This is a genomic window from Candidatus Neomarinimicrobiota bacterium (genome assembly GCA_021734025.1).
Lineage (GTDB): Bacteria > Fidelibacterota > JAANXI01 > JAANXI01 > JAANXI01 > JAANXI01.
Genome location: JAIPJS010000002.1, coordinates 350,931 through 375,561, shown reverse-complemented (window position 1 = coordinate 375,561; position 24,631 = coordinate 350,931). Strand labels below are relative to the sequence as shown.

Sequence of the window (24,631 nt, the reverse complement as noted above, 5' to 3'; positions counted from 1 at the left end):
AGACACGGACAATCTGACGATAGTGAGAATGCTCAAACGGAGATAATTTTTTATGAAACGTCAATACGGAAATTCAACGAGTTTGCTGAGAAATGCCTTGGCACTGTGTCTGACATTATTGCTGGTAATTCCGGTGTCGGCTATGGGCCAGCAAAAAATTATCCGGACAGGACATCTCTGGTCCGGTGTGATTGAGACCGGTGGAAAAGGTCTGATTGAATATGAAAATCTTTCCTGGGCTCCCAATGATTGGAATATCCAGGGGCCCAGCATGGAGAATGGGACCGCACAGACCGGATCAGGGATGTGGATGGCCGCAACCAACTGGACGGACCCGCTGGGAAATGTTATCCCGAAGGCGGTAACTTTGCCGGTCCCCAGCAGCGACTATGAAGGCACAGTCACCACCGTTGTTAACCCGCTGCAGAGTTATTTGCGCTGGGATCTTCCTCTGAATTACACTATTCAACAGGAAGCGCAGGATAACCAGGTTGATAATTGGGGGGATCCCAATCCGGGGCAAATGATCGGAACCTCCGATCAGGTGCTTAAGGTTACGAATATGACTCCTATGGGGGTGCAGGTCGAGCGGAAAATCTACGGATGGGCTCAGCAATATCACGATGACTATATTGTATGTGAAGTGATTCTGACCAATACCAGCGATCAGACACTCAACGACTACTACCTGAATATCCACGAGAACAATTTTCAGATTGACGGAGTCGAAGGAGACGATCCAGGTATAAACATCCAGAATATATGGGAATACACCTGGGACCACTACTATGGTTCCCGACAATCCGACTCGCTGCGTATATACTATATGTACATGGCCGATGATGCGAGCTTGTCCGGAGATCAGATGGGCACCCCGGTGTATAATCAGGATGGGCGGCTGTACCAGCAGGAGATACATTTCTACGGGATCCTGCATGCGTCACAGGCTCCATTTACAGGCGATGTGTCAAACAGCGTTGATGATCCGTCTCAGCCATCGGTATCACTCGTGCTCAACAATCCGGATGCGGATATTCAGGATGAAGTAGTCGGTGGCAACAATGCGAACAGGCCAAAGACCTATGATCTTATTGCGGGGAACTCGGGATCACCGGTACAGCAGGCTTTTACCCAGGCAGATGGCGCATACCCGAATACCACACACCAGATTCCCAACGACGAACGCGGCCTGTCGAACTGGGACCAAAGCATTCCCACGATTTCGGCTGCCAAGCCGTTCACGAAGCGACACGTATCTTTTGGACCCTACCAATTTGATCCAGGTGAAAAGCTCCGCTTTGTCTGGGTCAGCGGATTTGCTGGTTTAAGTCTGAAGAAGGCGAAAGAGGTTGGCGAGAAATGGCTTGCCGGGACTCTTGAGGAGCCGCCGAATCTTCCGGATGCGCAAACCGGATATTTCCCGTCGAATTTTGCCTTCCCTGGTGATGCCACTGAGATGGACAAAACCAAGGACAGGTGGCTCAGCACGGGTATAGATTCTGTGCACCAGGCTGTTTCACGGGCCAAGTGGAATTTCGAGAACGATTGGCAGGCCATCCAGGCTCCGCAACCGCCACATATGCAGATCTACGGAAGCGGAGAAGGGATGCGGATCCAGTTTGCAGCGCCGGAAGCGGAATCCCGGTCGAACTTCTTTGGATACCGTGTAATGCGCAGAAGTGGGAATCAGGATACAACCTTCTATAAGGAGATCCACAGAGTCGCCGCAGATACTGCAACCAAAGAGACCGTCCGGATGGGAAGCAGCACTTTCAACGGCTACAAATGGGTTGATACAAATGCCAAACCTGGTGCGTCATACTACTATTATGTCCAGTCCGGCGTCGAAGTTACGTCAGCCCAGGCGGCGAATGCATCCCACCTGACAGCGGGAGAGATTATCTGGAGCGGCAGAGTATTTGGCACGTCGAGGTTACCTGTCGAAACTAAACGAGCAGTCGGGAGCTCGCTGGATTCCATCAGAATCGCACCGAATCCCTACTATATTTCCGATCCGAAACTCCAGACATATGGACTTTCTAATCCCGATGATCCCAGACTGTTGATGTTCTTTAACCTGCCACCGGAGGTTACCATCAAGATATTTACGGAAGCCGGTGACCTGGTCAAACGGATCAATCATACCGAGACTCCTATTTCGGAAAATGTGACTGCTTCCTCCGGGTTTGAACGATGGAATATGCTGACGGATAATCAACAGGCGATTTCGAGTGGTGTCTACATTGCCGTTTTTGAGACACCCTCAGGGCAATCATCATATCAGAAATTTATCGTTGTCAGATAAATAAAGAGAGGGAATTAAATTCATGAAGCGAATAACTATTTTCATTCCTTGTTTATTAATTCTGCTCGGTACCGCACCCGAATTATTCGCGCAGAGCTATGGGCCTGGTGTGAATACGAAAAAGACGGGGCAGGCTACTATGACCTTCTTACAGGTCGGGATGTCTCCCCGCGCTACCAGTCTGGGTGATGCATATACTGCAGTGGGGACTGGCGCAGAAGCGATCTTCTATAATCCAGCCGCAATCACTGAGTTTGACGGTAGTATTCAGGCGTACGTGACCAATACGCGGTTTATTGCGGATATTAACCATATAGCCGGCGCCCTGGCGTTTCAGCTAGGTACAGCCGGTACGGTGGGACTAAGTATGCAGAGCGTCGACTACGGTGAGATTATCCATACCTCTATCCTCTCGGAATCAAATTTCCAGGCGAATCCGCAGGGTTATATTGAACACGGATTGGTGGAGAATGTTGGGGCCTATGCCTTTGGCGTGACCTATGCCCGGCAGGTCACGAATAAGTTTTCCATGGGAGGAAATGTCCGGTATGTTGGACAAAACCTGGGCACCGCCCAGCCGACAGATACCACTAGCCTTGAGTTCGGCAAAGAAAAATTCGTGTACGATATGGGCGTCAAATTCAATACCGGGTTTAAGAGCTTCAAGTTTGGGATGTCCATGCGGAATTTTGCAACTGCCGTTCAGTTCCAGGAGATTTCAAACCAGCTGCCGCTCAACTTTAGTTTGGGTGGGAGTATGAACTTGATGGATTTTGTGGATGAATCCATTGCAAACCATTCCGCGCTGTTGAGTGTCGAGTTTTCGCACCCAAACAACTATGCAGAACGAACCATGGTCGGTTTAGAGTATACCTTCATGGATCTCTTTTCGGTGCGGACTGGCTATCGGAGTAATTTTGATATCGGCGGATTCAGCGCCGGGTTCGGCATCTCGCCCGAAATTTCCGGGAAGAGAATTACCATCGATTATTCCTACTCCCAGACAATTGACTACTTTGAGCCGGTCACCCGTATCGCGCTGAGTGCAAACTTATAGGGTGCACAGTTAAAGCGTACCAGAAGGAGATGATTATCTTTCCGTGAAATAAAATCAATTCATTCGTATTGTGAAGATAGACAGGATGAATTGTAAATCAATGAGAGGATACTTACAAATTAAAGAATCAGATTCACTTTTGGCGTCAATTGTAAATATCCCGGGTGTTATATACCTTATATAGAGGATCGATGATTTCTTTGCGAAGTGACGACGAGGAAGAAATGAAAAAATGTGTGGATAACACAAATAATCGAGTGGATAGAAATTAGGTTTCTTAAACTAATTTGGTTCAGCACTGGAATTGAGGACTTAATTTCTACTCTGAGGAGGCAAACGTAAAAAGGTTGTTACAATTTTTAACCCAAAAACAGATAAAGGGGAAAAAATGAGCATCAAGAAAGGTATAGTTCTATTTGTGGCGGTACTGTTCAGCGCGCAGTTCGTCCATGCACAGTGGCAAGTGTATAATTGTAATGTGCTGCCGGAAAATTTTACTAAGTACGACAGTACCTTCCATGAGGATCAAACTTCAAGCAATCTGGAGAATGGAACTGCGGACCTGTTAACACTTGAAGAACATCCGGATGAAGCGGGAAATATGATAATTCGGGTTGATTCGGAAAACAGTGGCGACAGCGAAATGTGGGAGTTCCCATGGGTTGAAGATCCGAGCGAAGATGGCGCCACACTGGTCTTCCGCGCAAAAGGAGTCGATGGTGGAACAAGAGTCCACGATCTCTATGTTGGAAATGGTGTCGCAAGAGAGCGCCTTACCGGTAGGCTCAATGGGGATATGGAATGGAATAAATCTGATGTTGACACAGATACCACATTCTCGAATAATTACGATATTTTCGAGTGGCACACATTCACAATCACCATTTCGCCCAATAACCAGTTTAAACTGTACATCGATGATAATCCTGACCATGTACTCCTCTCTCTGGGTGGCGACTCTGAAGAGTACAACGGCTGGAAATTCGGGGATGGCGGTTCGGACCATTACCGGACTCTCTATGATTGGTTCGCCTGGAGGACTGATGGCGAATATCCTCCCGCGGAAGGCAGAGAGATCCCCACAGGGATAGAGGACGAGATTGCTAACACACCTGCGGAATTTACGCTGGCCCAGAATTATCCCAATCCGTTCAATCCCGAAACGCGTATCTCGTACACACTCCAAAAGGAGACGCCGACCAGCATCAAGGTTTATGATTCCAATGGTAAACTGGTTGAAACGCTGGTGAACGAGAGAAAGTCAGCGGGAACGCACACTGTGGAGTTTAATGGTGCCGGATTGCCGTCTGGTATCTATTTCTATACGTTATCAGCGGGGCAGTTGACGCAGACCAAAAAGATGATACTGCTGAAATAACTGCACGTTAAAGACCTTCCGGTCCCTTCCCTGATTTCAGGAAGGGACCGGACAGTAATAAATAGAGGGAATAGTTGAGAATGGGTTCAGGATACTTACCTTCTAATTGAACGGGCAAAGAAATTGTCTGTCGGAAGATTGACAGATTCGTGATTGATTCAAGATAGGGACAGAAACAAAAAACAGAAAAGAGGAGATATCTATGCTGAGAAAAGCTATCACTTTAGTGCTATTCGTAGCATTTGTTGGTACGAGTGCTCTGTATGGTCAGTCGATTTTATACCTGTCGACCGAGACCAACCAGCCTCCGTCAAGCAGTACAGTTTTAACCGATAAGCTGGTCGAATGGGGATATGACATAACCTATAAGGATATCGGTAATTGGGGCACCCCGATAATCACTCCGGAGAACCACGACCTGATGATTGTGGATGAGATTATCAGCTCCAGTAGTATGGATCCAATTGGAACGGAATGGCCAATTCCCTTTCTCAATTTTGAAGCGTGGGGATCTGATGCCATTGGCCTCACCAATGCTGATAATGAGTTAAGTGAGAAAAACATTGGCACGCAGCCAGTTACCATTATTGATGAGTCTCATTCGGCTGTCGGTGGACTGAGCGGTGATGTCAGTATAGTCAGCGAACAGGCCGATACCGAGATGTTGATTCATTTCCTGATTGACGCCGAAGGTGCTGTGGGACTCACGGAAGCCACTGAAACCGGAAACTGGCAGATGGCTGCCGTGGACAGCGGAGCCGCGTTGGTTGAAGGAAACGCACCGAACCGTATGATCACTTTTGGACTGCACAATAACGGGATTGAATCACTGACGGACGATGCCTTCACCATACTTCAGGCATCAATCGAGTGGCTCCTGGAATCACCTACCGTTGGCGTTGAAGATAACCTGACCAATCCGGTGACCTATAAGCTGAACCAGAACTATCCGAATCCATTCAACCCGACGACCCAGATCTCCTTTACCTTGCAGGAACAAAGCCAGACGACCCTGAAGGTGTATAACAGTCTCGGACAGTTGGTGGAAACGCTGGTGGGTAACCAGTCCATGTCACAGGGAACACATAATGTGACATTTAACGGTGCCGGACTTCCCACGGGTGTCTATTTTTATGAACTCACCGCGGGCGATTATTCAGAAATGAATAAGATGGTTCTGGTAAAATAACGTTTCATCGAAAATAAGTTGAATCCTGGAATACTGGGAGTACATATGACGGATTGTGTACTCCCAGTATTCATTTAGGAGGGCATTGAGTGCGAAAATTTGTTTTACTCTGTAGTATTTTATTTTTTGTTAGTCCGAACCTAATTTCTGGCGCTGAATCCGAAAAAGTTGATTCTTCCCTGCCATGGTCAGTCAGAATGGCGCAGACGGTAATGATCCGCACGCCCGATCCCGCCCTACTCGATTTTTCAAATGAGCCCGAATGGGGATATACGAACGGGCTGGTCCTGGATTTCATTATGGATGTCTGGGAAAAAACCGGGGATGAAAAATATTTTGACTATATCGTTTCCTATTATGACAAAATGATTAACGATGACGGGAGTATCGTCCGAGATTATGAAATGGACGATTATAATATCGATAAGATCACGCCCGGTAAAAATTTATTTGAAGTGTACCAACAGACAGGCAACGAGAAGTACAAAAAAACTCTGGATATCTTGATAAAGCAACTGGAAAGTCACCCCAGAACAGCTGAAGGTGGTTTGTGGCATAAAAAGCGATATACACATCAAATGTGGCTTGACGGTTTGTATATGGGATCACCGTTCATGGCAGAATATGCCAAAAAGATGAAGCAGCCCTCCTGGTTTGATTTTACCGCAAAACAGTTATTCCTGGCAGAAAAAAATACGAGAGATCATCACACAGGGCTCTTATATCATGGATTTGATGAAAGCCGAAATCAGCGATGGGCGGATAATATTTCAGGGCAGTCGCCTAATTTTTGGGGACGAGCTGTTGGCTGGTATGCTATGGCGCTGGTCGATGCGCTAGACTTTTTTCCTGAAGACCATTATTTCCGGGATGATATAATCGGTATCCTCCGGAGACTGGCGGAAGCAATTTCCTCCGTCCAGGATCCGGAAACCGGGGTCTGGTATCAGATTTTGGATAAGCCGGATGTTGACGGGAATTATCTGGAATCTTCCGCATCAGTTATGTTTGTTTACGCCTTGGCAAAAGGTGTTCGAAATGGCTACCTGGATAAAAAGTACCTTGATGTTGCGAAACAAGGGTACCAGGGTGTCCTGGAGCTGTTTATAGAGGTCGATGACAACGGGCTAATTACGCTTACCCGTACCTGCGAAACCGCCGGGCTGGGTGGATCTGGTCCTTACCGTGACGGAACTGTGGACTATTATCTCAGTGAAAATATCAGACCTAACGATCCCAAGGCTATCGGGCCGTTTATTGGCGCGAGCCTCGAAATAGAAATGCTGGAATGACCTGTTTGGATAAAAAAAGACACCATATTCATTCAATGGAAATTTGAAAACAAATATTACACCAATATTGATATAAAGCCCTCGTGGTGATATTGATACTACATCGATTTCCGGATCAACATTTCAAAATATCACTTGATGCGATGAAAGCATCATAGCAACCATATGGAGGACCTCAATGTTCAAATGATTCTTCCTACTATACAGAAATTGTTCAAAAACTATCTCGACCCTAAATAACTAATCAGAGGATATTATGAAAGCATTTAAAAATTATACGCCACATTTGTTGGGACTCTTTATTGCCCTGTTTGCCTTTGTAGCAACGACAATAGCGCAACCGATAGCCTTCCCCGGCGCGGCAGGCCCCGGAAAAAATGCGACCGGTGGCCGCGGTGGCAAGGTGCTGAAGGTCACCACCCTGGCAGACAACTCCAATACCGGGAGTCTGCGGTGGGCTATCGCTCAGAGCGGCCCCAGAACAATTGTTTTTGAGGTCTCGGGCACCATTGAACTCAACACGGTTCTCGATATCACCCGGGATGATATCACGATTGCTGGTCAGACGGCGCCTGGAGACGGAATCGCTATCAAAGGATTTTCCACACGAATCAGCGCTGATAATGTGATTATCAGGTACATCCGATTCAGAATGGGAGACATTAACGAACACCAGGGAGATGCGCTCTCAGCCACTGATGGCGATAATCAGGACATCATTCTCGATCATTGTACGTTCAGCTGGTCGATTGATGAGACGATGAGTCTCTACGATAACAGAAACGTCACCGTCCAGTGGTCGATGATTACCGAGAGCCTGCACGACTCGTTCCATGAAAAAGGCCCGCACGGGTATGGCGGGATTTGGGGTGGTCGACCGGCTGCTTTCCATCACAACCTGATAGCGCACCACACCAGTCGTAATCCGCGATTTAACGGATCACGATATCACGGAAATCCCGGCGAAGAAATGGTGGATTACAGAAATAACGTACTCTACAATTGGAGCGGACAAAGTGTATACGGCGGTGAGAACGGCAACCAGAATATGGTCGCCAATTACTATAAATACGGTCCGGCCACTGGACCGAGAAGCCGAATCGTAGATCCCGCACCCTCCGGAAGTTGGTACATTGCCGACAATTTTGTTTACGGCTATCCTGACATTACCGAAGATAACTGGGATGGTGGCGTGGATACGGGCGATCCCGAAGCAATCCGGGCAGAGAGCCCGCACCCGGTGGAGCATGCCCCGACTCATACCCCCGAGCAAGCGTACCAGCTGGTATTAGCGAATAGTGGTGCGGTTTTGCCGGTCCGGGATTCCAACGATACCAGAATTGTTGAAGAAGTGCGTACCCAAACGACGACCTACGGCGATGATGGCATTATCGATTCCCAGTCAGAAGTGGGCGGATGGCCGGAATTAGCCTCCGGAACCGCACCAACTGATACAGACGACGACGGAATGCCGGATGATTGGGAAAATGATATAGGGCTAAATCCGAATGACGCCGCTGACCGTAATGACGATCTGGATGGCGACGGCTATACGAATCTTGAAGAATACCTGAACAGTTTGGCTTACCGGGCCGACTATCTGAATTCACCGGCGGAACTTGAAACAGAGGCCGTTTCACCCTCCGAAGTTGAACTTACCTGGAAAGAAAACGTGGTGTTCGAAGATGGCTTTCGGATCTTGCGATCTGAAGGGGATACGAGCAATTTTCAGGAAGTAGGCACGGTTGGAACGGATGTCACAAACTACACTGATACCGGACTCTCTGCCGAAACCACCTATTACTATAGAGTTCGGGCCTACAATTCCGATGTGGAGTCTGTCCCGGGGAACGTCGCTGAAGTGACAACACTCTTCGCGGACGGCAGGCCACTCGCAGTGTCCAGCTTTAGTATCACAGATGGCCAAACCGGAGTTGATGTCCTGCCTGAACTCTCCTGGGAGGAAGCGGATGGTGCGACGTCGTATGACATCTACCTGGGGACATCCGAATCGCCGGAGCTACTGGCCGAAGGAATTACAAAGACCGAATACCGAATAAGTGAAATTTTAGAAGGAAAAACTACGTATTACTGGCGAGTTGACTCCAGGAATTCCTCCGGCATCACGGAAGGTACGGTTATGTCATTTACCACCGGCACGTACCACCCCACGTTACAGGGCTACTGGGCTTTCGATTATGAAGCCAACGGGTATACCCCGGATTCAACTCTCAAAGAAAACTGGGGCTTCCTCTCCGAGAGTATGTCAGGGAATAGCAACCTGATGATCACCGGAGTCGAGGGCCAGGCATTTTCCTTTGGTGGAAGCGAAGATTTTATCTATATCAATCACGCGCCGGATTACGCACTCGGCGCCAAGCCGTTTACGGTCTCGTTTTGGGTAAAACTGGACAACCCGCCAACAAACGCCTACATGTTTTCCAAAGAGAATGCGGGATCGCCTGCAAACGGCTTTGCGATCTTTGGGAATTCCAATGATGAAATCGTTTTCCGGGTCGGTGATGGCGAAAATATGTCCACTGTAGTGACCTCTGCCGCGCCGTATGTTACCGGAGACTGGGTCAAACTGACGGCCGTGCGCAGGAGAGCCACGAACGAATTGGAAATTTATGCCAATGGAGATCTGCAAACCAGCGGTCCTGATAGCACCTGGCAAATGCGGACCAAGAGCCGGATTTATCTCGGATCAAGCGCAGGAGCCGGAAATTATTATACCGGTGGTATGGATAATGTGCGGTTTAATAATTATGCCCTGGATGCGGAAAATATCGGAGATCTAATCACCACGGATCTCGCAGACGATATCGCCACGCCGCAACAGTATGCAATCGAGTTGCGTAATTATCCAAATCCGTTTAACCCGATCACCCGGATTAATTATGTTGTCCCGACGGAGAACAAGGTCAGCTTGAATATTTACGATATTCGGGGGAAACTGGTGGAGACGCTGGTGTCGGACCAGACCAGGCAGCCCGGAAAATATTCCGTGAAGTTCGACGGTTCGTCGCTTAGCAGTGGCGTGTATATCAGCCGGCTGCAGGTGGGAGAAAAGGTTAAGACAAGAAAAATGATGCTGGTGAAATAGACCAACGCTAACAACTCGAAAAGGGGGGGGCCTCACGCAAATTGGGGCTCCCACCCAATTCTGAACCGCACATTTTTAAGATTTTTGGAGATAGATATAGATGAAGTTTTTTAGATTAAGTGTTTTATGCGCAGTATTTATCGGATTTGCGTTCAATCTTTCAGGCGCCGAAACAGCGGACATCATCGTAGCCAAAGATGGCAGCGGTGATTACAGTTCTGTGCAGGGTGCGATTAATTCCATCCCGGTGAATAATAGTTCGATGAAAATCATCCTTGTAAAAAATGGGGATTACGAAGAGCAGGTCCTCATTGAGAAGGATAACATCACGCTTGTCGGGGAAGATCGTGAAAATACTCGAATCTATGCAAATATGCCCCGTCCGGATGATGGATTTCAGACCAAGCGGAGAGCGCCAATCAGCATATACGCCCAAAATATTATTCTGGCGAATATGACGATTGAGAATACCCAAACTGAGCGCGGTATCCACGCCTTTACCGTCTATGGCGGTGGTGATGAATTAAACCGGATAATGACTATCAATTGTAACATCCTGAGCTACGGTGGGGATACCATGGCACTCTGGAACGAGGAAAACGGTATGTACTATCATCGGGATATTAATTTGAGAGGCGCGGTGGATTTTCTCTGTCCCAGGGGATGGGCCTACGCAGAAAATATCGACTTTGAGGTCACCAGGGAGACGGCAGTCCTCTGGCATCAGGGCTCTGAAGACAGAAACCAGAAGTTCGTGGTGAAGAATTCCACCTTCTCGGCATTTGACGGTAACTACGATTATGATCTGGGGCGGCACCACTATGATGCGCATTTTTACCTGCTGAACAACACCTTTTCAGAGCGGATGAAGGACAAACCGATCTACCGGGCTGAGCCGGATGATGCCTATCAGTGGCCGGACCGGAATTATTTCTATAATAATACCAAGGAAGGTGAAGATTACGAGTGGTTCAGGAATAATATCCAGGAAGCGGAGGGGAGACCCACTCCCGGTGAGATTACACCGGAATGGACTTTCGATAATCAATGGAATCCCAGGGAGTGGATGCCTGCCGTCCTGCCGTTTACTGACTGGCCGATGCCGGCCGATTCGGCGGTTAAAGTCGGAACGAATCCGGAATTAACCTGGAAAGCAGGCCGGAATGCGATGTCCCACAATGTCTATTTCGGGACGAGCGAGGACCCGGCATTTCATTCCAATGTCAGCGGCACATCCTTTAGCCCGGGAGAGCTCCAGCCCAACACGGAGTACTTCTGGCGCGTCGATGCCGTCAGCGAGGACGATACAGTTGAGGGAGAGGTATGGCATTTTCATACTCAATCTGACCAGGCGCCGCCCAAGGCAACTTCGCCAATCCCGGCGAATGGCGGAACCATCGATCCTCCGGTGAAGGCGATGACCTGGGAGATGGACAGTCTGAGCGCCGATACGGCAAAACTGTATCTCGGCTCCGATCCTGAATCGCTGTCATTGGTGAACACCTACACCACCGAAAATTACGATCCCGAGCCGTTGACCATCGGCGAGACCTATTACTGGCGGGTCGATCTCGTAAATCACATGGGAGTGACGACCGGCGACGTCTGGGAATTTACGCTCCAGGGATACGGTTATACCGCGGATGATGTCGATTATACCCAGGAAGATGACGACAACCATTTTCTGGTTGTCGAGGCAGAACAGTATTCTGACAGCACGATAATAGGCGAGTACCAGTGGGAGGTGGTTGATTCGGTGGAAGGCTTTTCTGGCTGGGGAGCCGTACAAATCGATCCGAGCGACGGTCGAGCGATCTATCACCAGCTGATGGAAAAAAGTTCTCGGTTGGACTATATCGTAAATTTCGTCACCGCGGGAACCCATTACATCTGGGTGCGTCAATACAATCCGAATGACGACAGCCAGTTCATCCACATGGGACTCAATCACCAGGAGCTGGATAACGCAAAGCAGATTGGACGGTTTGATACCCTCGGCGTCTGGGAATGGGCGCAGTACAATAACGTGCCGGCAGATTATTATACGCCTGTCCGCAGGACATTCGACGTCAAATCGAAGGGTATCCAGTCGATTAACTTATGGTTTGGAGAGGCCGGGACTATCGTCGACAAAATTGTCCTAACAACCAATCCGGATTACACGCCGACCGGAAAGGGACCCGGTGCAACAACCGGTATCCAGGATAACAAAAGCAATGGAACGCCTGAGACGTACCGGTTGATGCAGAATTATCCGAATCCGTTCAATGCGAGGACGGCACTGGAATATACGCTTCCGAAAGAATCTGATGTCACGCTAAGGGTGTACGATCTTCGGGGCCAGGTGGTGTATCAGAGGAATCCGGGACAGCAGCAGGCCGGAACCCATCGGATTACAGTTAACGCCAGCGACTGGGCAAGTGGCATTTACTTTTGCGTATTGTCCGCCAATAACTTTCAACAGCGAATCAAGATGGTCCTGCTAAAATAAAAATCATGGTGAAAGCATAGGTTTGCATATGCTGAAAAGACGCATGAAACCGGTGATTATTGGGCCGGGAGGGAGGTAATCAATTCTTATTGAATCCAACAATTATATTTATTATACTATCTATACACACCGAATGAATTAAGACAAGAATACGTGAAAATTTGATAACTGTTGTGTGCATATAGATACAACATGGTAACCAATCCTTGAACGGAAAGACAAGTGGTACAGTTCATTTTGGAGAGAAGGATAAGATTATACCCTCCAAGGCGACTATTACTGCTGGATGATTTGTTAATTTCTACATCACAACATACTGAACGAATTTGAACCCGACCGCTGGGAGGATGGGTTTAAAAGAGACACTTTAAAGATTGGTCGCAAACTTTTGAATCGCACATATTAATACGAAAGGAGGGAAAAAAGACTCTTAGCGTGCAAGGGACTATGACCTCCCCTGTTTGATCTTAAGAGGAATTTGATTGAATGACGAACAAAGAGGAGTAATCCAACAAGGAGGAAGTGATGAACATTATGAAAAGGGTATCATTTTTGATGGCCTTCGTGGTGTTACTAAGTTTCACTACGAATGCTTCTGGTACTGTTATCACCGTTGATGACGGTGAGAGTATCGGGGATGCTATCGCTAATGCAGCCAGTGGGGATACCATTGAACTGGTAAGTGGTGGCATCTATGATGGGTTCGATCTTGCTGATAAGGAGATCACAGTGGTGGCTGAAGACGATGCCATCGTTATGCCAATGATCACCAGCGATATTGATATTTCCGGCAGCGGAACGGCCCTCGAAGTCGACGGAATTGAACTGGATGGCCACTATGAAAACAGCTATGCATTCAATTTCGAAAGCGATATGGACAGCGTAACGTATCTGAAGGTGAAGAACTCCGTGATACACCGGTGGGAGAACACCTTCCTGCGCGCGAATCGTTCCGAGTACAGAGCTGACACTATTATGGTGGATAACAGTGTGATCTATGAACTTGGTGATTACGACCTAATCCAGGGACGGGGTAATTTGCTGACGAACTATATCAGCTTTACCAATTCCACCATTTATAACAATATTGAATCCTTTGTGAGAGTTGAACAGGATTCCATCCCGTTTGATATAGTTATTGACCACGTTACCTTCAATAACGCCGTTTCTTATGGCGATGGTGATGGGATTTTCCTTGATCTTGAAGGGGCACCTGCAGGTTCTAAATTCGTGTTCACAAACAGCATTATCGCTAATTTCAGCAATCCGAGCGAACAGGTTGAACTCTGGGAATTTAGCGATGCGCTGGCAGACACGATCCGGAACGTGCACTTTTACAACGTCAATGCAGATACTGCCAATGGCTGGGATCACATGGAAAATTTCACCATGACAGATCCACAGTTTGAAAATGCCGAAGCCGGATTGTTCGCACTACCGACGGGTTCAGCGCTGTTGACTGCTGACTCTGATGGTGGAGCCGTTGGCGATCAGCGCTGGGGCTCTTATGATGTCGCAGCGAGTAAGATCGCCCATTGGGATTTCGACGATGCTTCCGGATTAACCGCTGATGAATCGGTGAATGGTTTCGACGGAACGCTGACCAATATGCTCGGGAACGAATGGGATGTCGGTGTACACGGCACGGCGCTGGATTTCTCTGCTGGTACCGACTCTTCGGTTGTGTTAGTCGAAAGTAATGACACTCTCGCAGTTGATTCCACCCAGAGCTTCTCTATTTCGCTTCTTGCCAAGACGGATCCGATTAATAATACGAATGCCCAGGGGCTACTCATGAAGGGCTCCTTTGGTGATCCGAATTCTGGTGACCGTTACCAGATGGAGTTCAAGGATGGCGAAGTCCGGATTGCAGTGGATGATGATGAAACCAAGAGCCAGTTGGGCGGCGAATTACCCGCAGATTATCCGGTCAACCAGTGGGCACACATTGTCGGTGTTCGTGACCAGGGTATTCCGGGACTGAAGAACAAGTCGTTGAAACTGTATTTGAATGGTGAATTCCTGGCTGCCATGCCGGACCTGACAACAGGGCCCATTCAAACTGACACGGATGATCCGTTCGCACTTCATATCGGGAATTCGATCAATTTGGACACGCCGCTTGATGGGCTGCTGGATGATGTGCAGATGTACGACTATGCGCTGACTCCCGAAAAAGTTACCGAACTGTATGAATCCTATGCATTCGATCCGAAGACCAAGGTGGCGTACTGGAAGTTTGACGGCGCAGCTGGCGACTCTGTTATTACAGATGAACTCGATATGTCTGATGGTGGCTTAATCAATATGGACCCGGATTCCTCCTGGACGAGTGACGGAGTCATGGGTTCAGCCGTCAATTTCGACTATGCACCTGATTCCGGTGTCGTCGAAATTGGGGATTATGCTGCTGTCGATTTCGATTCGACGGATAGTTTCACGCTTTCAGCATGGGTCAAGACTGATCCGATTTCCTACCAGGAAGCCCAGGCTATTATGATTAAGGGTTCCTTCAGTGAGAATTCCGATCTGGGCCATTTCGGTAGCCGCTATCAGATGGAAATGAAAGATGGCGAGCTCCGGGTTGCAGTGGACCATGGCCCGACTGATGCCAAAACCCAGCTGGGCGCAGATATAACAGGTGGAAACTTTGCCGCAGGGAAATGGAACCACGTGGTTGGTGTCCGTGACCAGGCGCAGGATTCACTGAAGCTGTATCTCAATGGGGAAAAGATCGGAGCGATGAAGGACATTACTGAAGGAAATATTAGCTCCGATGTACCGCTTGTAATTGGAAATAGGTCTCCCGAAGTACCAGGGGATGATCCATTTATGGGGCAGATTGACGAAGTGGCAATTTACGACTATGCCATGGATGAAGACGAAGTGAAGAAGACGTTCAATGCCTACGGTATGAATCCGAGCGCACCGCTGGTGCATTATAAACTGAACGGTTCCTCAGGGGATACTGTTGCTACAGACGCGAGCGGTAACGCTGATGCTATGCTGCTCAATATGGATCCGGCCGAAGTGTGGGCTGGGACTCATATGGGTAACGGCATTAACTTCCATGCAGCGACGGATAGTGGAGTCATCCAGGTCGAAGATAATACTGCGGCCTCGTTCGATTCCACGAATAGCTTCACCATTTCCGCCCTCGTGAAGACGGATCCGATATCCGATACAGAGGCTCAGGCAGTCGCCATCAAAGGTTCCTTTGGAGACCCGGAATCCGGAAAGCGCTACCAGATGGAATTTAAGGATGGTCAGCTCAGGGTTGCCGTGGATGATGATGTCACGAAGAGTCAGTTGGACGGCGTTCTGCCGATGAATTACCCGGTGAACGAGTGGGTACACATCGTTGGCGTCCGTGACATGTCTGAAGATTCACTTAAACTGTACCTGAACGGCCAGCGACTTGCAGCGATGTTTGATGCTACAACCGGGAATATCGAATCTGTTGAGCCACTGACGATTGGTAACACCTATTTCAAAGATACCAAGTTCAGGGGCTGGATGGATGATGTCCGGGTTTACGATTACGCCCTAAAGGCGAATCAGGTCGCAAATCTGGCTGAAACTTACAAGCTCAGTACCGTCGGTGTACAGGATGAGACGGAAGACGGACTGCCTGTTGCATATGAACTGCAGCAGAACTATCCGAATCCGTTCAACCCGACAACGACTATCCGGTTTGCCTTGCCGCAGGCTGGACAGACAACCATCACCGTTTACAATGTGATGGGGCAGCGGGTTGCAACACTGATGAACAAAAAGTTGGAAGCAGGTTCATATAGTGTTGAATTCGACGGAACTGGTCTTGCTTCAGGCATGTATTTCTACCGCTTGAGAAGCGGTGACTTTACCAAGGTCAACAAGATGCTGCTCCTGAAGTAATAACGGGTTCACACAACTAAAAAGGGAGAGGGGTTTTGCCTCTCTCCCTTTTTTTTATGTCTCAATGTGCTTGCATATGGAGCCGGAAATCTGCCCATGAGTCATACGATTTGATATCATAACTATGAGAGGTAATACGGAATCTCGTTGCGATTATCCCTGAGAAATCGGGACTAAAAATTGAGATTTATAACGTTAGATATTAACTTCAAATGCAACGGGAAAGAATTGCGTTTCCATTAGCAATTCGCTAGAGACTTCTATGATAATATTCACAGAAAAACGAAAAGGGAGGTACTAATTATTCCTTGAAATCTTCTGCACCTGCAGGAATGGGAGAGGTATTCTTTAAGCAAACTATCTGAAGCAAATGGGGCGTATAACGCAGGAATTATTATATGTTTCGAATGATGAATACTGTAACAAAAGGGAGAGGGTACAAATGAAAAAGGTTATGAATTTATTTACAGTAGCAGTGTTTGCACTGCTCCTGGTCGGTACGGTCAACGCCGAGATCATCGAGGTGGAATCGGGCGGCAGTATTTACAGCGCGGTCCAGCAGGCAGAGACCGGTGATATTATTGAACTCGAAGCGGGTGGCAGTTTTACGAACGACTCTACCATGTTACTGGAAAAAGAGATCCATATCCGGTCCGCCGATCCGGCAAATCGTCCGGAGATTACCATGGCCGGCGGTGAATTCCGCTTTGATGGTGATCAAGGTGGAGTAATTCTGGAGGATCTTATTATTAACAGCACCGATCCGAATTATCTGGTCACTATGTCACCGAATTTTACTGCGGCACGTATCATCAAAACAGTAAACGTGAAAGTCACGAATTTTGACAGATCGTCTTTCAGAGAAGATGGCCCGGCTTCCGGACATATCGATAGCATCATCGTGAGAAATTCTGAATATTACGCGTTTAACGGAGGCGGATACAGGTTCATTCATTTCGGAAGTATAGTCGGTTTTGACTATTTGGAATTCAGTAATTCGACTGTCTCCGATTTTACCGAATCCTTTATCTGGAGCGAAACGCCGAACGCGAAAGAGATCGTCATTGACCACTGCACAATCACGGGACTTGATGCGCCCAAGCCTGCCTTCATTGGGGTCACATCTGCCGGTGGCAGTATAGACATCTCGAATGTGATCCTGGCCTACTTTGAAAAAGGTGACGGCTCCATCTTCGATATGGGAGGATTTGGCACCTCAACAATCCGCAACAGCCGGTACTATGATGTGGGTGATGTTTCCTATGATTGGACCACCGAGGAAGATTTTGTAGAGTACGAACCCAGTTTTGCGGACGCTGCCAATTATGATTTTACCCTGCCGGATGATTCACCGCTGCTGACGGCTGGGACCGAAGGCGGCCCGATTGGCGATCCCCGCTGGGATCCGACCACGACGGCTGTCGACGGCGAAAACGCAGTTCCGGGTGAATATGTTCTAAACCAGAACTATCCGAACCCCTTTAATCCGTCAACGACCATCGAGTATACGCTGAAAAAATCAGCACATACCCAGATTAACGTCTATAACGTGAAGGGTGAACTGGTCGAGACCCTGGTAAATCAGACCATGAATCAAGGAACGCACAAGGTTCGGTTCAACGCCAATGCGCTTCCGGCTGGCCTCTATTATTACCAGCTGAAGACTGACGACATTTCGGAAGTCAGAAAGATGGTGCTTCTGAAATAATTTGAACTGAGTGATTACAGCATTCCAGGGAGATGGCGCCAGGATAGGCGCCATCTCCCTCCATGCTGTTCAGAATGGTGGGGGCGCCGTTTGAAAACTTTCTCTTCGATCGGTAAACGAAATTTTTGAGATCCGGATCATCGATCAGCCTTTTCCTATAAGAGGGTCTATTTCCATCTCTCTCCTCGTTGAATTCCCCCTGAATAATTGAATCTGGCTTTTCAACCGGCTGCCACTCATCCATTCATTGATCTGGATTATTTGCAGATAAATACCTGGAGCGATTTAGAGATTAATCTCTGGGAGAATGACCGGATTGAACCATTTAACGGTAAATGAAAAATCCTATACAGAAAATTTGAGTACTTTAAATATAAGTTTCTCCAAAGAAACACAGATGAAAGTAGAGACTCTGAGTGATGAATAAAATCAAGATTATTTTAATAATTGCCCTGATGGGGATTTTTGTCCTTTGGAATGATATTGCCGCTGCCCAGCAACTTGCCTTTCCGACGGCCGAAGGACCTGGGAAATATGCCACCGGAGGACGGGGCGGGAAAGTATTAAAAGTTACTTCCCTGCAGGATAACAGTAACACCGGAACGCTGAGATGGGCTGTGAGTCAGCGGGGGGCCCGAACTATTGTTTTCGAGGTCTCCGGGACCATTTATCTGAATTCGCAATTGAACATTTCAAATGGTGACTTAACCATCGCAGGCCAGACAGCGCCCGGAGATGGAATCACCGTTGCCGGCTATCCCACTGGTATTGACGCTAATAATGTGATTATCCGGTATCTGCGGTTCCGGCTCGGCGATATTAATGGGGTGGAAGGTGATGCATTCGGTGGACGCGGCGTTGAGAATATTATTATTGATCACTGTTCGTTTAGCTGGTCTGTTGATGAGACTGTGAGCCTTTATAATAACAGTGATGTCTCGTTCCAGTGGTCCATGGTCACAGAGAGTTTGAACAATTCCGTCCATTCAAAGGGCCCCCACGGGTACGGAGGTATTTGGGGGGGCGGGCCCGGAGACGGACAGGCCGCTTTTCACCATAATCTTATTGCACACCATACCAGCAGAAATCCCCGGTTTGCCGGATTCAGTTACGCCGGTGAGCGGGATGACAAATACGTCGATTTCAGAAATAATGTACTTTACAACTGGGGTGGACAAAGTGTATACGGCGGTGAAGCCCAAAACCAGAACATGGTAGCAAACTATTATAAGTACGGCCCCGCTACTGGCCCCAAAGACCGTATAGTAGAACCCTCTTCGCCATACGGCGACTGGTATATTGCGGATAATTTCGTATTTGGTTATCCCGAGATAACCAAAGATAACTGGAACGGCGGCGTGCAGCCTGCGAAGGGTCGCATTGATAGGCCCAATGATATTGAACACTCCATGACTCATTCTGCGGAAAATGCTTATGAGCTGGTTCTCGCGGATGTGGGCGCTGTATTGCCTGCCAGAGATGGAGTCGATGCCAGGATCGTGGAAGAAGTCCGAACTCAAACAGCGACTTACGGGGATAACGGAATCATCGATTCCCAGTCCGAGGTCGGCGGATTCCCTGAGTTAGCGGACGGAACGCCCCCCGAAGACGCCGATGACGACGGTATGCCGGATGATTGGGAAAACGATATGGGCTTGAATCCCGGTGATGCCAGCGATCGCAATGGTGACTTGGACAGTGATGGATACACCAACCTGGAAGAATACCTGAATAGTCTCACCGAAAGAACCAATTACCTGCTCTCCCCGGCAGAGTTGACGGGTGAGGCAACCTCCCCGAGTCATATAAATCTATCCTGGAAAGAAATTACACCATTTGAGGACGGTTTCACCCTCGAACGCTCAGAAGGGGATACGAATTCATTCGTCGAAATTGCCGACCTGAGTGAAAATACGACGAGTTTTCAGGATAATGGTCTCTCGGCTGAAACGGTCTATTACTACAGAGTAACGGCATATAACCAGAATACCAGCTCAATTCCGAGCAACGTTGAACCGGTCAAAACGCTGTATGCCGACGGGAGACCCCTCGAGCCGTCGACACCGGCTCCGTCAGATAGCGCAGAAGATGCAGATGTACTCCCGTTGCTGGAGTGGGAAGAGGCTGATGGTGCGGAAACATACGATATCTACCTGGGTACGGAAAATCCGCCGCCGCTCGTTGCCGAAGACGTAACCGAAACAAGTTATCGCCCACAGACACAGTTGAAAAACTCTACCACCTATTATTGGCGCGTGGATTCGAAAAATGCGTCCGGGATAACGACGGGAAAAGTCTGGCAATTCCAGACGGGCGTATATCACGAGATGTTGGCAGGGTACTGGACGTTTGATTTCCAGGCCGGCGGATTCACTCCGGATTCTTCCGCTGTAGACAACTGGGGATATTTATCCGAGGATATGTCAAACGATAATGTCATCGATGGGATAGCCGGGAAGGCCTTCAGTTTCGATGGCGCCGACGATTTCGTCTATATAGAACACCTGTTTCCGTATGAATTCGAAGCCCGCTCATTTTCTGTATCCTTCTGGATGAATACGACAAATGCCAGCCAGAACGGATATCTTTTCTCGAAAGGTAAGTTTCCGGATGACGAGCCGGCAGAAGGGTTTGCAGTTTATGCGACTGCTGACGGGAATATGGTATTCCGGGTTGGAGATCGCGAAACCGAATCGGTGATTACCACTGATATCTCCCCTTTTACAACCGGGCAGTGGGTCAAACTGACGGCAATCCGAAACCGCGAAATTGGCAAACTCCAGCTCTTTGCCGGTAGCGAAAAGGTTGCCAGCGTCACCGACAGTTCATGGAATATTCAAAATGGTGCCAGGATCTATATCGGGGCAAGTATGGCCGGGACCAATTATTATGAAGGTGCTATCGATAATATTCGGTTAAATAATTACGCCCTTGATGAAAGCGAAGTAGGCGGACTCGTGACCACGGGTACAGAAGATGTTTCGATTCCCCGAGAATATGCGCTTAACCTGCGAAATTATCCCAACCCGTTTAATCCGGAAACGACCCTGGAGTATACCGTACCGACCGCCGGCGAAGTGTATATTAACGTGTATAATCTTCTCGGACAGCAAGTAGCCAATTTGGTGCAGGGGCAGAAGGAACCCGGACGTTATGCTGTGCGGTTTGGCGGGCCGGAATACAGCAGTGGAATCTATATTGCGCGGATCACGGTGAACGGGGAATCCAAATTAACAAAAATGATGTTAGTGCAGTAAGTTTTTGATATTGACTGACAGGTAAGCAGGTGACGATTAAATATCTGACCAGTGAAACAATAGCCAGAGGGAGCTTATGCTGAAAAGAATACTCGTAGCAGGAGTTGTAATGTGTATGATGGCGGGTGCAGTCCAGGGACAGGTCTGGCAGCCTGATTTGGGCAACGGGAAGTACAAAAATCCCATTATATTTGCCGACTATTCTGATCCGGACGTGGCACGGAAAGGCGATGATTACTACATGGTCGCCTCCAGTTTTAACGTGGCGCCGGGCATTCCGGTACTGCATTCCAAAGATTTGGTCAACTGGGAGCTGGTGGGACACGTCTTCGAGAAGCAAGTCCCGGTGGAGCATTTCAGCACGCCGCAACACGGCAACGGAGCCTGGGCACCGAGTATCACCTACCACGATGGCGAATTCTACGTCTACTGGGGTGACCCGGATTTTGGTATTTACATGGCGAAAACCGACGATCCTGCCGGCGAGTGGGAAGACCCTGTACTAGTGCAAGAAGCAAAGGGCTGGATCGATCCCGCACCGCTCTGGGATGATGACGGGAACGCATATCTGGTGCATGCGTTTGCCGCCAGCCGCTCCAGCCGGAAGAGCATCCTGGTGATGCACCGGATGTCTCCGGACGGGACCGAGTTGCTGGACGACGGCGCCATCGTCTTCGACGGACATGAAAGCCATCCCACCATTGAGGGTCCGAAACTGTACAAGAAAGGCGAGTATTACTACATCTTTGCTCCCGGCGGCGGCGTCCCCACTGGCTGGCAGACGATTCTGCGCTCCAGGGATATCTTCGGTCCGTACGAGGATAAAATTGTGCTCCATCAGGGGAACACGGATATCAACGGGCCGCACCAGGGCGGCTATGTGGAAACGCCGTCCGGACAGCCGTGGTTCATTCACTTCCAGGATCGGGAAGCCTATGGACGAATTGTCCACCTGAATCCGGTCCGCTGGGAAGACGGCTGGCCAATGATGGGCGTTGACAAAAACGACGACGGCATCGGCGAACCGGTCACCGAATACGAGACGCCGGAATCGGATTTTAGCGATTCCAAAGTTGTGCCGCAGACCTCCGATGAATTCAATGGGGTCGAACCAGGACTCCAGTGGCAGTGGCATTCCAATCCGGAGCCAATCTGGGGCTGGATGCGCGCCAATAAAGGCTATTTCAGATTGTACGCCGTGGATAAGCCCGAAGGATATACCAATCTCTGGGATATAGGCAGTATTTTCCTCCAGAAAATCCCGGCACCAGCATTTACCGCCACAACAAAAGTCACATTCCATACCAGAGAAGACGGTGACCGGACAGGTCTCATCATGATGGGGCAGGATTATGCCTATGTTTCTCTGGAACAGCAGGATGGTAACCTGGTGATTGCTCAGCGGACATGCATGGGAGCCAATGACGGGAAGTCCGAAAAGACAATCGAAACTTCGGAAGTGAGCACGAATACCGTTTATCTCCGCGTCACCGTTGAACAGGCCCAGGAATTCCCGCCGTGTACGTTCAGCTATAGCACGGACGGAGAGAACTTTACTCAGATCGGTGAATCCTTCAACGCCAGACAGGGCCAGTGGATTGGCGCCAAGGTAGGCATGTTCACCACCAGAGAAATTCACTATCGCGATGCGGCGTTTGCGGATTACGACTGGTTTCGCGTGACCAGTAAATAGGGTATAAGGTATAAGGGTATCGGGGGATAAGGTATAGGGGACAACCGTGCTATCGAGTTCTGGGTTTGGTAGCGAGACCTGTGTAGCCCCAAAGGGGGCTCCTGTGAAATAATTCTTGAACCGGATGGCATCACCGGATTTTTTGGTACCTTTTTTAAAAAAAGGGCAAGGGGGAACATCTTACACAGCCTTAAATTTTGTTTAGGGATAATACCTTCGATGAACCTGTTGGTAGTTCCCACTTTAGTGGGTTTAAAATATGGGCGAATGAAGATTGTACAATAAAGAAACGGACTCTTGTGGTAGGAAAAGAACAAATATTGTCGGTGCGAATACCATTCCTGACGATGACGGTTGTATTGCTTTTTACCGGCCTCTTCGCCCAGGCGCAAGCCCAGGATTTCCACCCGCTCTGGCCGGAAGGCGAAATCCCGAATATCGCAGGAGATGTCCGGGAAGACAGCATAGCCAACGAACGAATCTATCGGGTGAAGACGCCGGGCATCACAGCGTATTTTCCTTCCAAAGAAGAAAACACCGGTGCCGCAGTGGTGATCTGCCCGCCCGGAGGCTACCACCATCTCACCTATGTAATTGCAGGGACCCAGCTGGCCAGATGGTTTAACGTGATGGGCATGAATGCATTCGTGCTGAGATACCGGCTCCCGAATCAGCCCGAATTGCAGGAGCGAAGCATTGCTCCGTTGCAGGATGCGCAGCGTGCCGTGCGCCTGATACGTGCAAATGCAGATCGGTGGCACATTGATCCGGAGCGCGTTGGCGTCATGGGAGCGTCATCCGGCGGACACCTGGCATCGACGCTGGGTACACATTCCAATGATGTCGCGGCAATTGGCGACTCACTGGACAGTTATACGTACCGCCCGAATTTTATGATTATGGTCTCGCCGGTGATTTCTATGGGAAAATATACGCATGAGGGAAGCCGGGACAATCTCCTCGGGAAAAATCCATCACCGGAACTTGTGAAGCGGTTTTCTAACGAGTTGCAGGTGACGGAGGCTACGCCGCCGGCATTTTTAGTGCACGCAGCAAACGACGGCTCTGTAGATCCGATGAACAGTATCCTGTTCTACGAAGCGCTGCTGAAACACAATGCGAAATCCGCACTCCACATTTTTCCGCAAGGGGGGCATTCAATCGCATTACGGAATAATCCCGGCTCTACCAATCTCTGGACGGATCTGTGTGAGGCGTGGCTACGAGAGATCGGTGTTATCGGAAATTGAGAAAGGAC

General features: G+C 48.8%; 13 protein-coding genes. 12 read left to right on the top strand and 1 reads right to left on the bottom strand.

Annotation, left to right across the window (positions count from 1 at the left end; all coding sequences use genetic code 11):
- Positions 1–52 precede the first annotated feature (52 nt).
- From K9N57_03935 to K9N57_03895, 9 genes are all read left to right on the top strand, one after another.
- The gene (locus tag K9N57_03935) at positions 53–2,305 is read left to right on the top strand and encodes a hypothetical protein (protein MCF7803317.1); all 2,253 of its coding nucleotides are present in this window, start codon (positions 53–55) and stop codon (positions 2,303–2,305) included.
- A 139-nt stretch (positions 2,306–2,444) separates the two neighbouring features.
- Complete coding sequence (locus tag K9N57_03930; protein ID MCF7803316.1) at positions 2,445–3,362, top strand: PorV/PorQ family protein; 918 nt, start codon at positions 2,445–2,447, stop codon at positions 3,360–3,362.
- 388 nt (positions 3,363–3,750) lie between these two features.
- Entirely contained in the window at positions 3,751–4,740 is a 990-nt protein-coding gene (locus K9N57_03925) for a T9SS type A sorting domain-containing protein (GenBank protein MCF7803315.1), read from the top strand.
- A 202-nt stretch (positions 4,741–4,942) separates the two neighbouring features.
- The gene (locus tag K9N57_03920) at positions 4,943–5,929 is read left to right on the top strand and encodes a T9SS type A sorting domain-containing protein (GenBank protein MCF7803314.1); all 987 of its coding nucleotides are present in this window, start codon (positions 4,943–4,945) and stop codon (positions 5,927–5,929) included.
- A gap of 197 nt (positions 5,930–6,126) precedes the next feature.
- Positions 6,127–7,221, top strand: a complete 1,095-nt coding sequence (locus K9N57_03915; protein ID MCF7803313.1) for a glycoside hydrolase family 88 protein — start codon at positions 6,127–6,129, stop codon at positions 7,219–7,221.
- A gap of 256 nt (positions 7,222–7,477) precedes the next feature.
- The gene (locus K9N57_03910) at positions 7,478–10,327 is read left to right on the top strand and encodes a T9SS type A sorting domain-containing protein (GenBank protein ID MCF7803312.1); all 2,850 of its coding nucleotides are present in this window, start codon (positions 7,478–7,480) and stop codon (positions 10,325–10,327) included.
- 100 nt (positions 10,328–10,427) lie between these two features.
- Positions 10,428–12,818: a T9SS type A sorting domain-containing protein gene (locus tag K9N57_03905; GenBank protein ID MCF7803311.1), complete on the top strand. Its 2,391-nt coding sequence runs from the start codon at positions 10,428–10,430 to the stop codon at positions 12,816–12,818.
- 525 nt (positions 12,819–13,343) lie between these two features.
- Positions 13,344–16,715 carry a DUF4957 domain-containing protein gene (locus tag K9N57_03900; protein MCF7803310.1) on the top strand — a complete coding sequence of 1,124 codons (3,372 nt, stop codon included), beginning with the start codon at positions 13,344–13,346 and terminating at the stop codon, positions 16,713–16,715.
- A 454-nt stretch (positions 16,716–17,169) separates the two neighbouring features.
- Entirely contained in the window at positions 17,170–18,423 is a 1,254-nt protein-coding gene (locus K9N57_03895; protein MCF7803309.1) for a DUF5123 domain-containing protein, read from the top strand.
- Here K9N57_03895 and K9N57_03890 read toward each other — a convergent pair.
- Positions 18,398–18,667 carry a hypothetical protein gene (locus K9N57_03890; GenBank protein MCF7803308.1) on the bottom strand — a complete coding sequence of 90 codons (270 nt, stop codon included), beginning with the start codon at positions 18,665–18,667 and terminating at the stop codon, positions 18,398–18,400. The genes K9N57_03895 and K9N57_03890 overlap by 26 nt on opposite strands.
- A 175-nt stretch (positions 18,668–18,842) precedes the next feature.
- On the opposite strand from K9N57_03890, the gene K9N57_03885 reads away from it, so the two are divergent.
- From K9N57_03885 to K9N57_03875, 3 genes are all read left to right on the top strand, one after another.
- Positions 18,843–21,680 carry a T9SS type A sorting domain-containing protein gene (locus K9N57_03885; protein ID MCF7803307.1) on the top strand — a complete coding sequence of 946 codons (2,838 nt, stop codon included), beginning with the start codon at positions 18,843–18,845 and terminating at the stop codon, positions 21,678–21,680.
- Between the two features lie 76 nt (positions 21,681–21,756).
- A complete protein-coding gene (locus K9N57_03880) occupies positions 21,757–23,373 on the top strand; it encodes a glycoside hydrolase 43 family protein (GenBank protein MCF7803306.1) in 1,617 nt (538 codons plus the stop codon).
- A 347-nt stretch (positions 23,374–23,720) separates the two neighbouring features.
- Positions 23,721–24,623: an alpha/beta hydrolase gene (locus K9N57_03875; protein ID MCF7803305.1), complete on the top strand. Its 903-nt coding sequence runs from the start codon at positions 23,721–23,723 to the stop codon at positions 24,621–24,623.
- The last annotated feature ends 8 nt before the right edge of the window (positions 24,624–24,631 follow it).

Excerpts from the sequence above, each read along its gene's own strand:
- K9N57_03935 (MCF7803317.1), top strand. The coding sequence starts at position 53 with ATGAAACGTCAATACGGAAATTCAACGAGTTTGCTGAGAAATGCCTTG.
- K9N57_03930 (MCF7803316.1), top strand. The coding sequence starts at position 2,445 with ATGACCTTCTTACAGGTCGGGATGTCTCCCCGCGCTACCAGTCTGGGT.
- K9N57_03925 (MCF7803315.1), top strand. The coding sequence starts at position 3,751 with ATGAGCATCAAGAAAGGTATAGTTCTATTTGTGGCGGTACTGTTCAGC.
- K9N57_03920 (MCF7803314.1), top strand. The coding sequence starts at position 4,943 with ATGCTGAGAAAAGCTATCACTTTAGTGCTATTCGTAGCATTTGTTGGT.
- K9N57_03915 (MCF7803313.1), top strand. The coding sequence starts at position 6,127 with ATGGCGCAGACGGTAATGATCCGCACGCCCGATCCCGCCCTACTCGAT.
- K9N57_03910 (MCF7803312.1), top strand. The coding sequence starts at position 7,478 with ATGAAAGCATTTAAAAATTATACGCCACATTTGTTGGGACTCTTTATT.
- K9N57_03905 (MCF7803311.1), top strand. The coding sequence starts at position 10,428 with ATGAAGTTTTTTAGATTAAGTGTTTTATGCGCAGTATTTATCGGATTT.
- K9N57_03900 (MCF7803310.1), top strand. The coding sequence starts at position 13,344 with ATGAACATTATGAAAAGGGTATCATTTTTGATGGCCTTCGTGGTGTTA.
- K9N57_03895 (MCF7803309.1), top strand. The coding sequence starts at position 17,170 with ATGAATTTATTTACAGTAGCAGTGTTTGCACTGCTCCTGGTCGGTACG.
- K9N57_03890 (MCF7803308.1), bottom strand. The coding sequence starts at position 18,667 with ATGGATGAGTGGCAGCCGGTTGAAAAGCCAGATTCAATTATTCAGGGG.
- K9N57_03885 (MCF7803307.1), top strand. The coding sequence starts at position 18,843 with ATGAATAAAATCAAGATTATTTTAATAATTGCCCTGATGGGGATTTTT.
- K9N57_03880 (MCF7803306.1), top strand. The coding sequence starts at position 21,757 with ATGCTGAAAAGAATACTCGTAGCAGGAGTTGTAATGTGTATGATGGCG.
- K9N57_03875 (MCF7803305.1), top strand. The coding sequence starts at position 23,721 with ATGACGGTTGTATTGCTTTTTACCGGCCTCTTCGCCCAGGCGCAAGCC.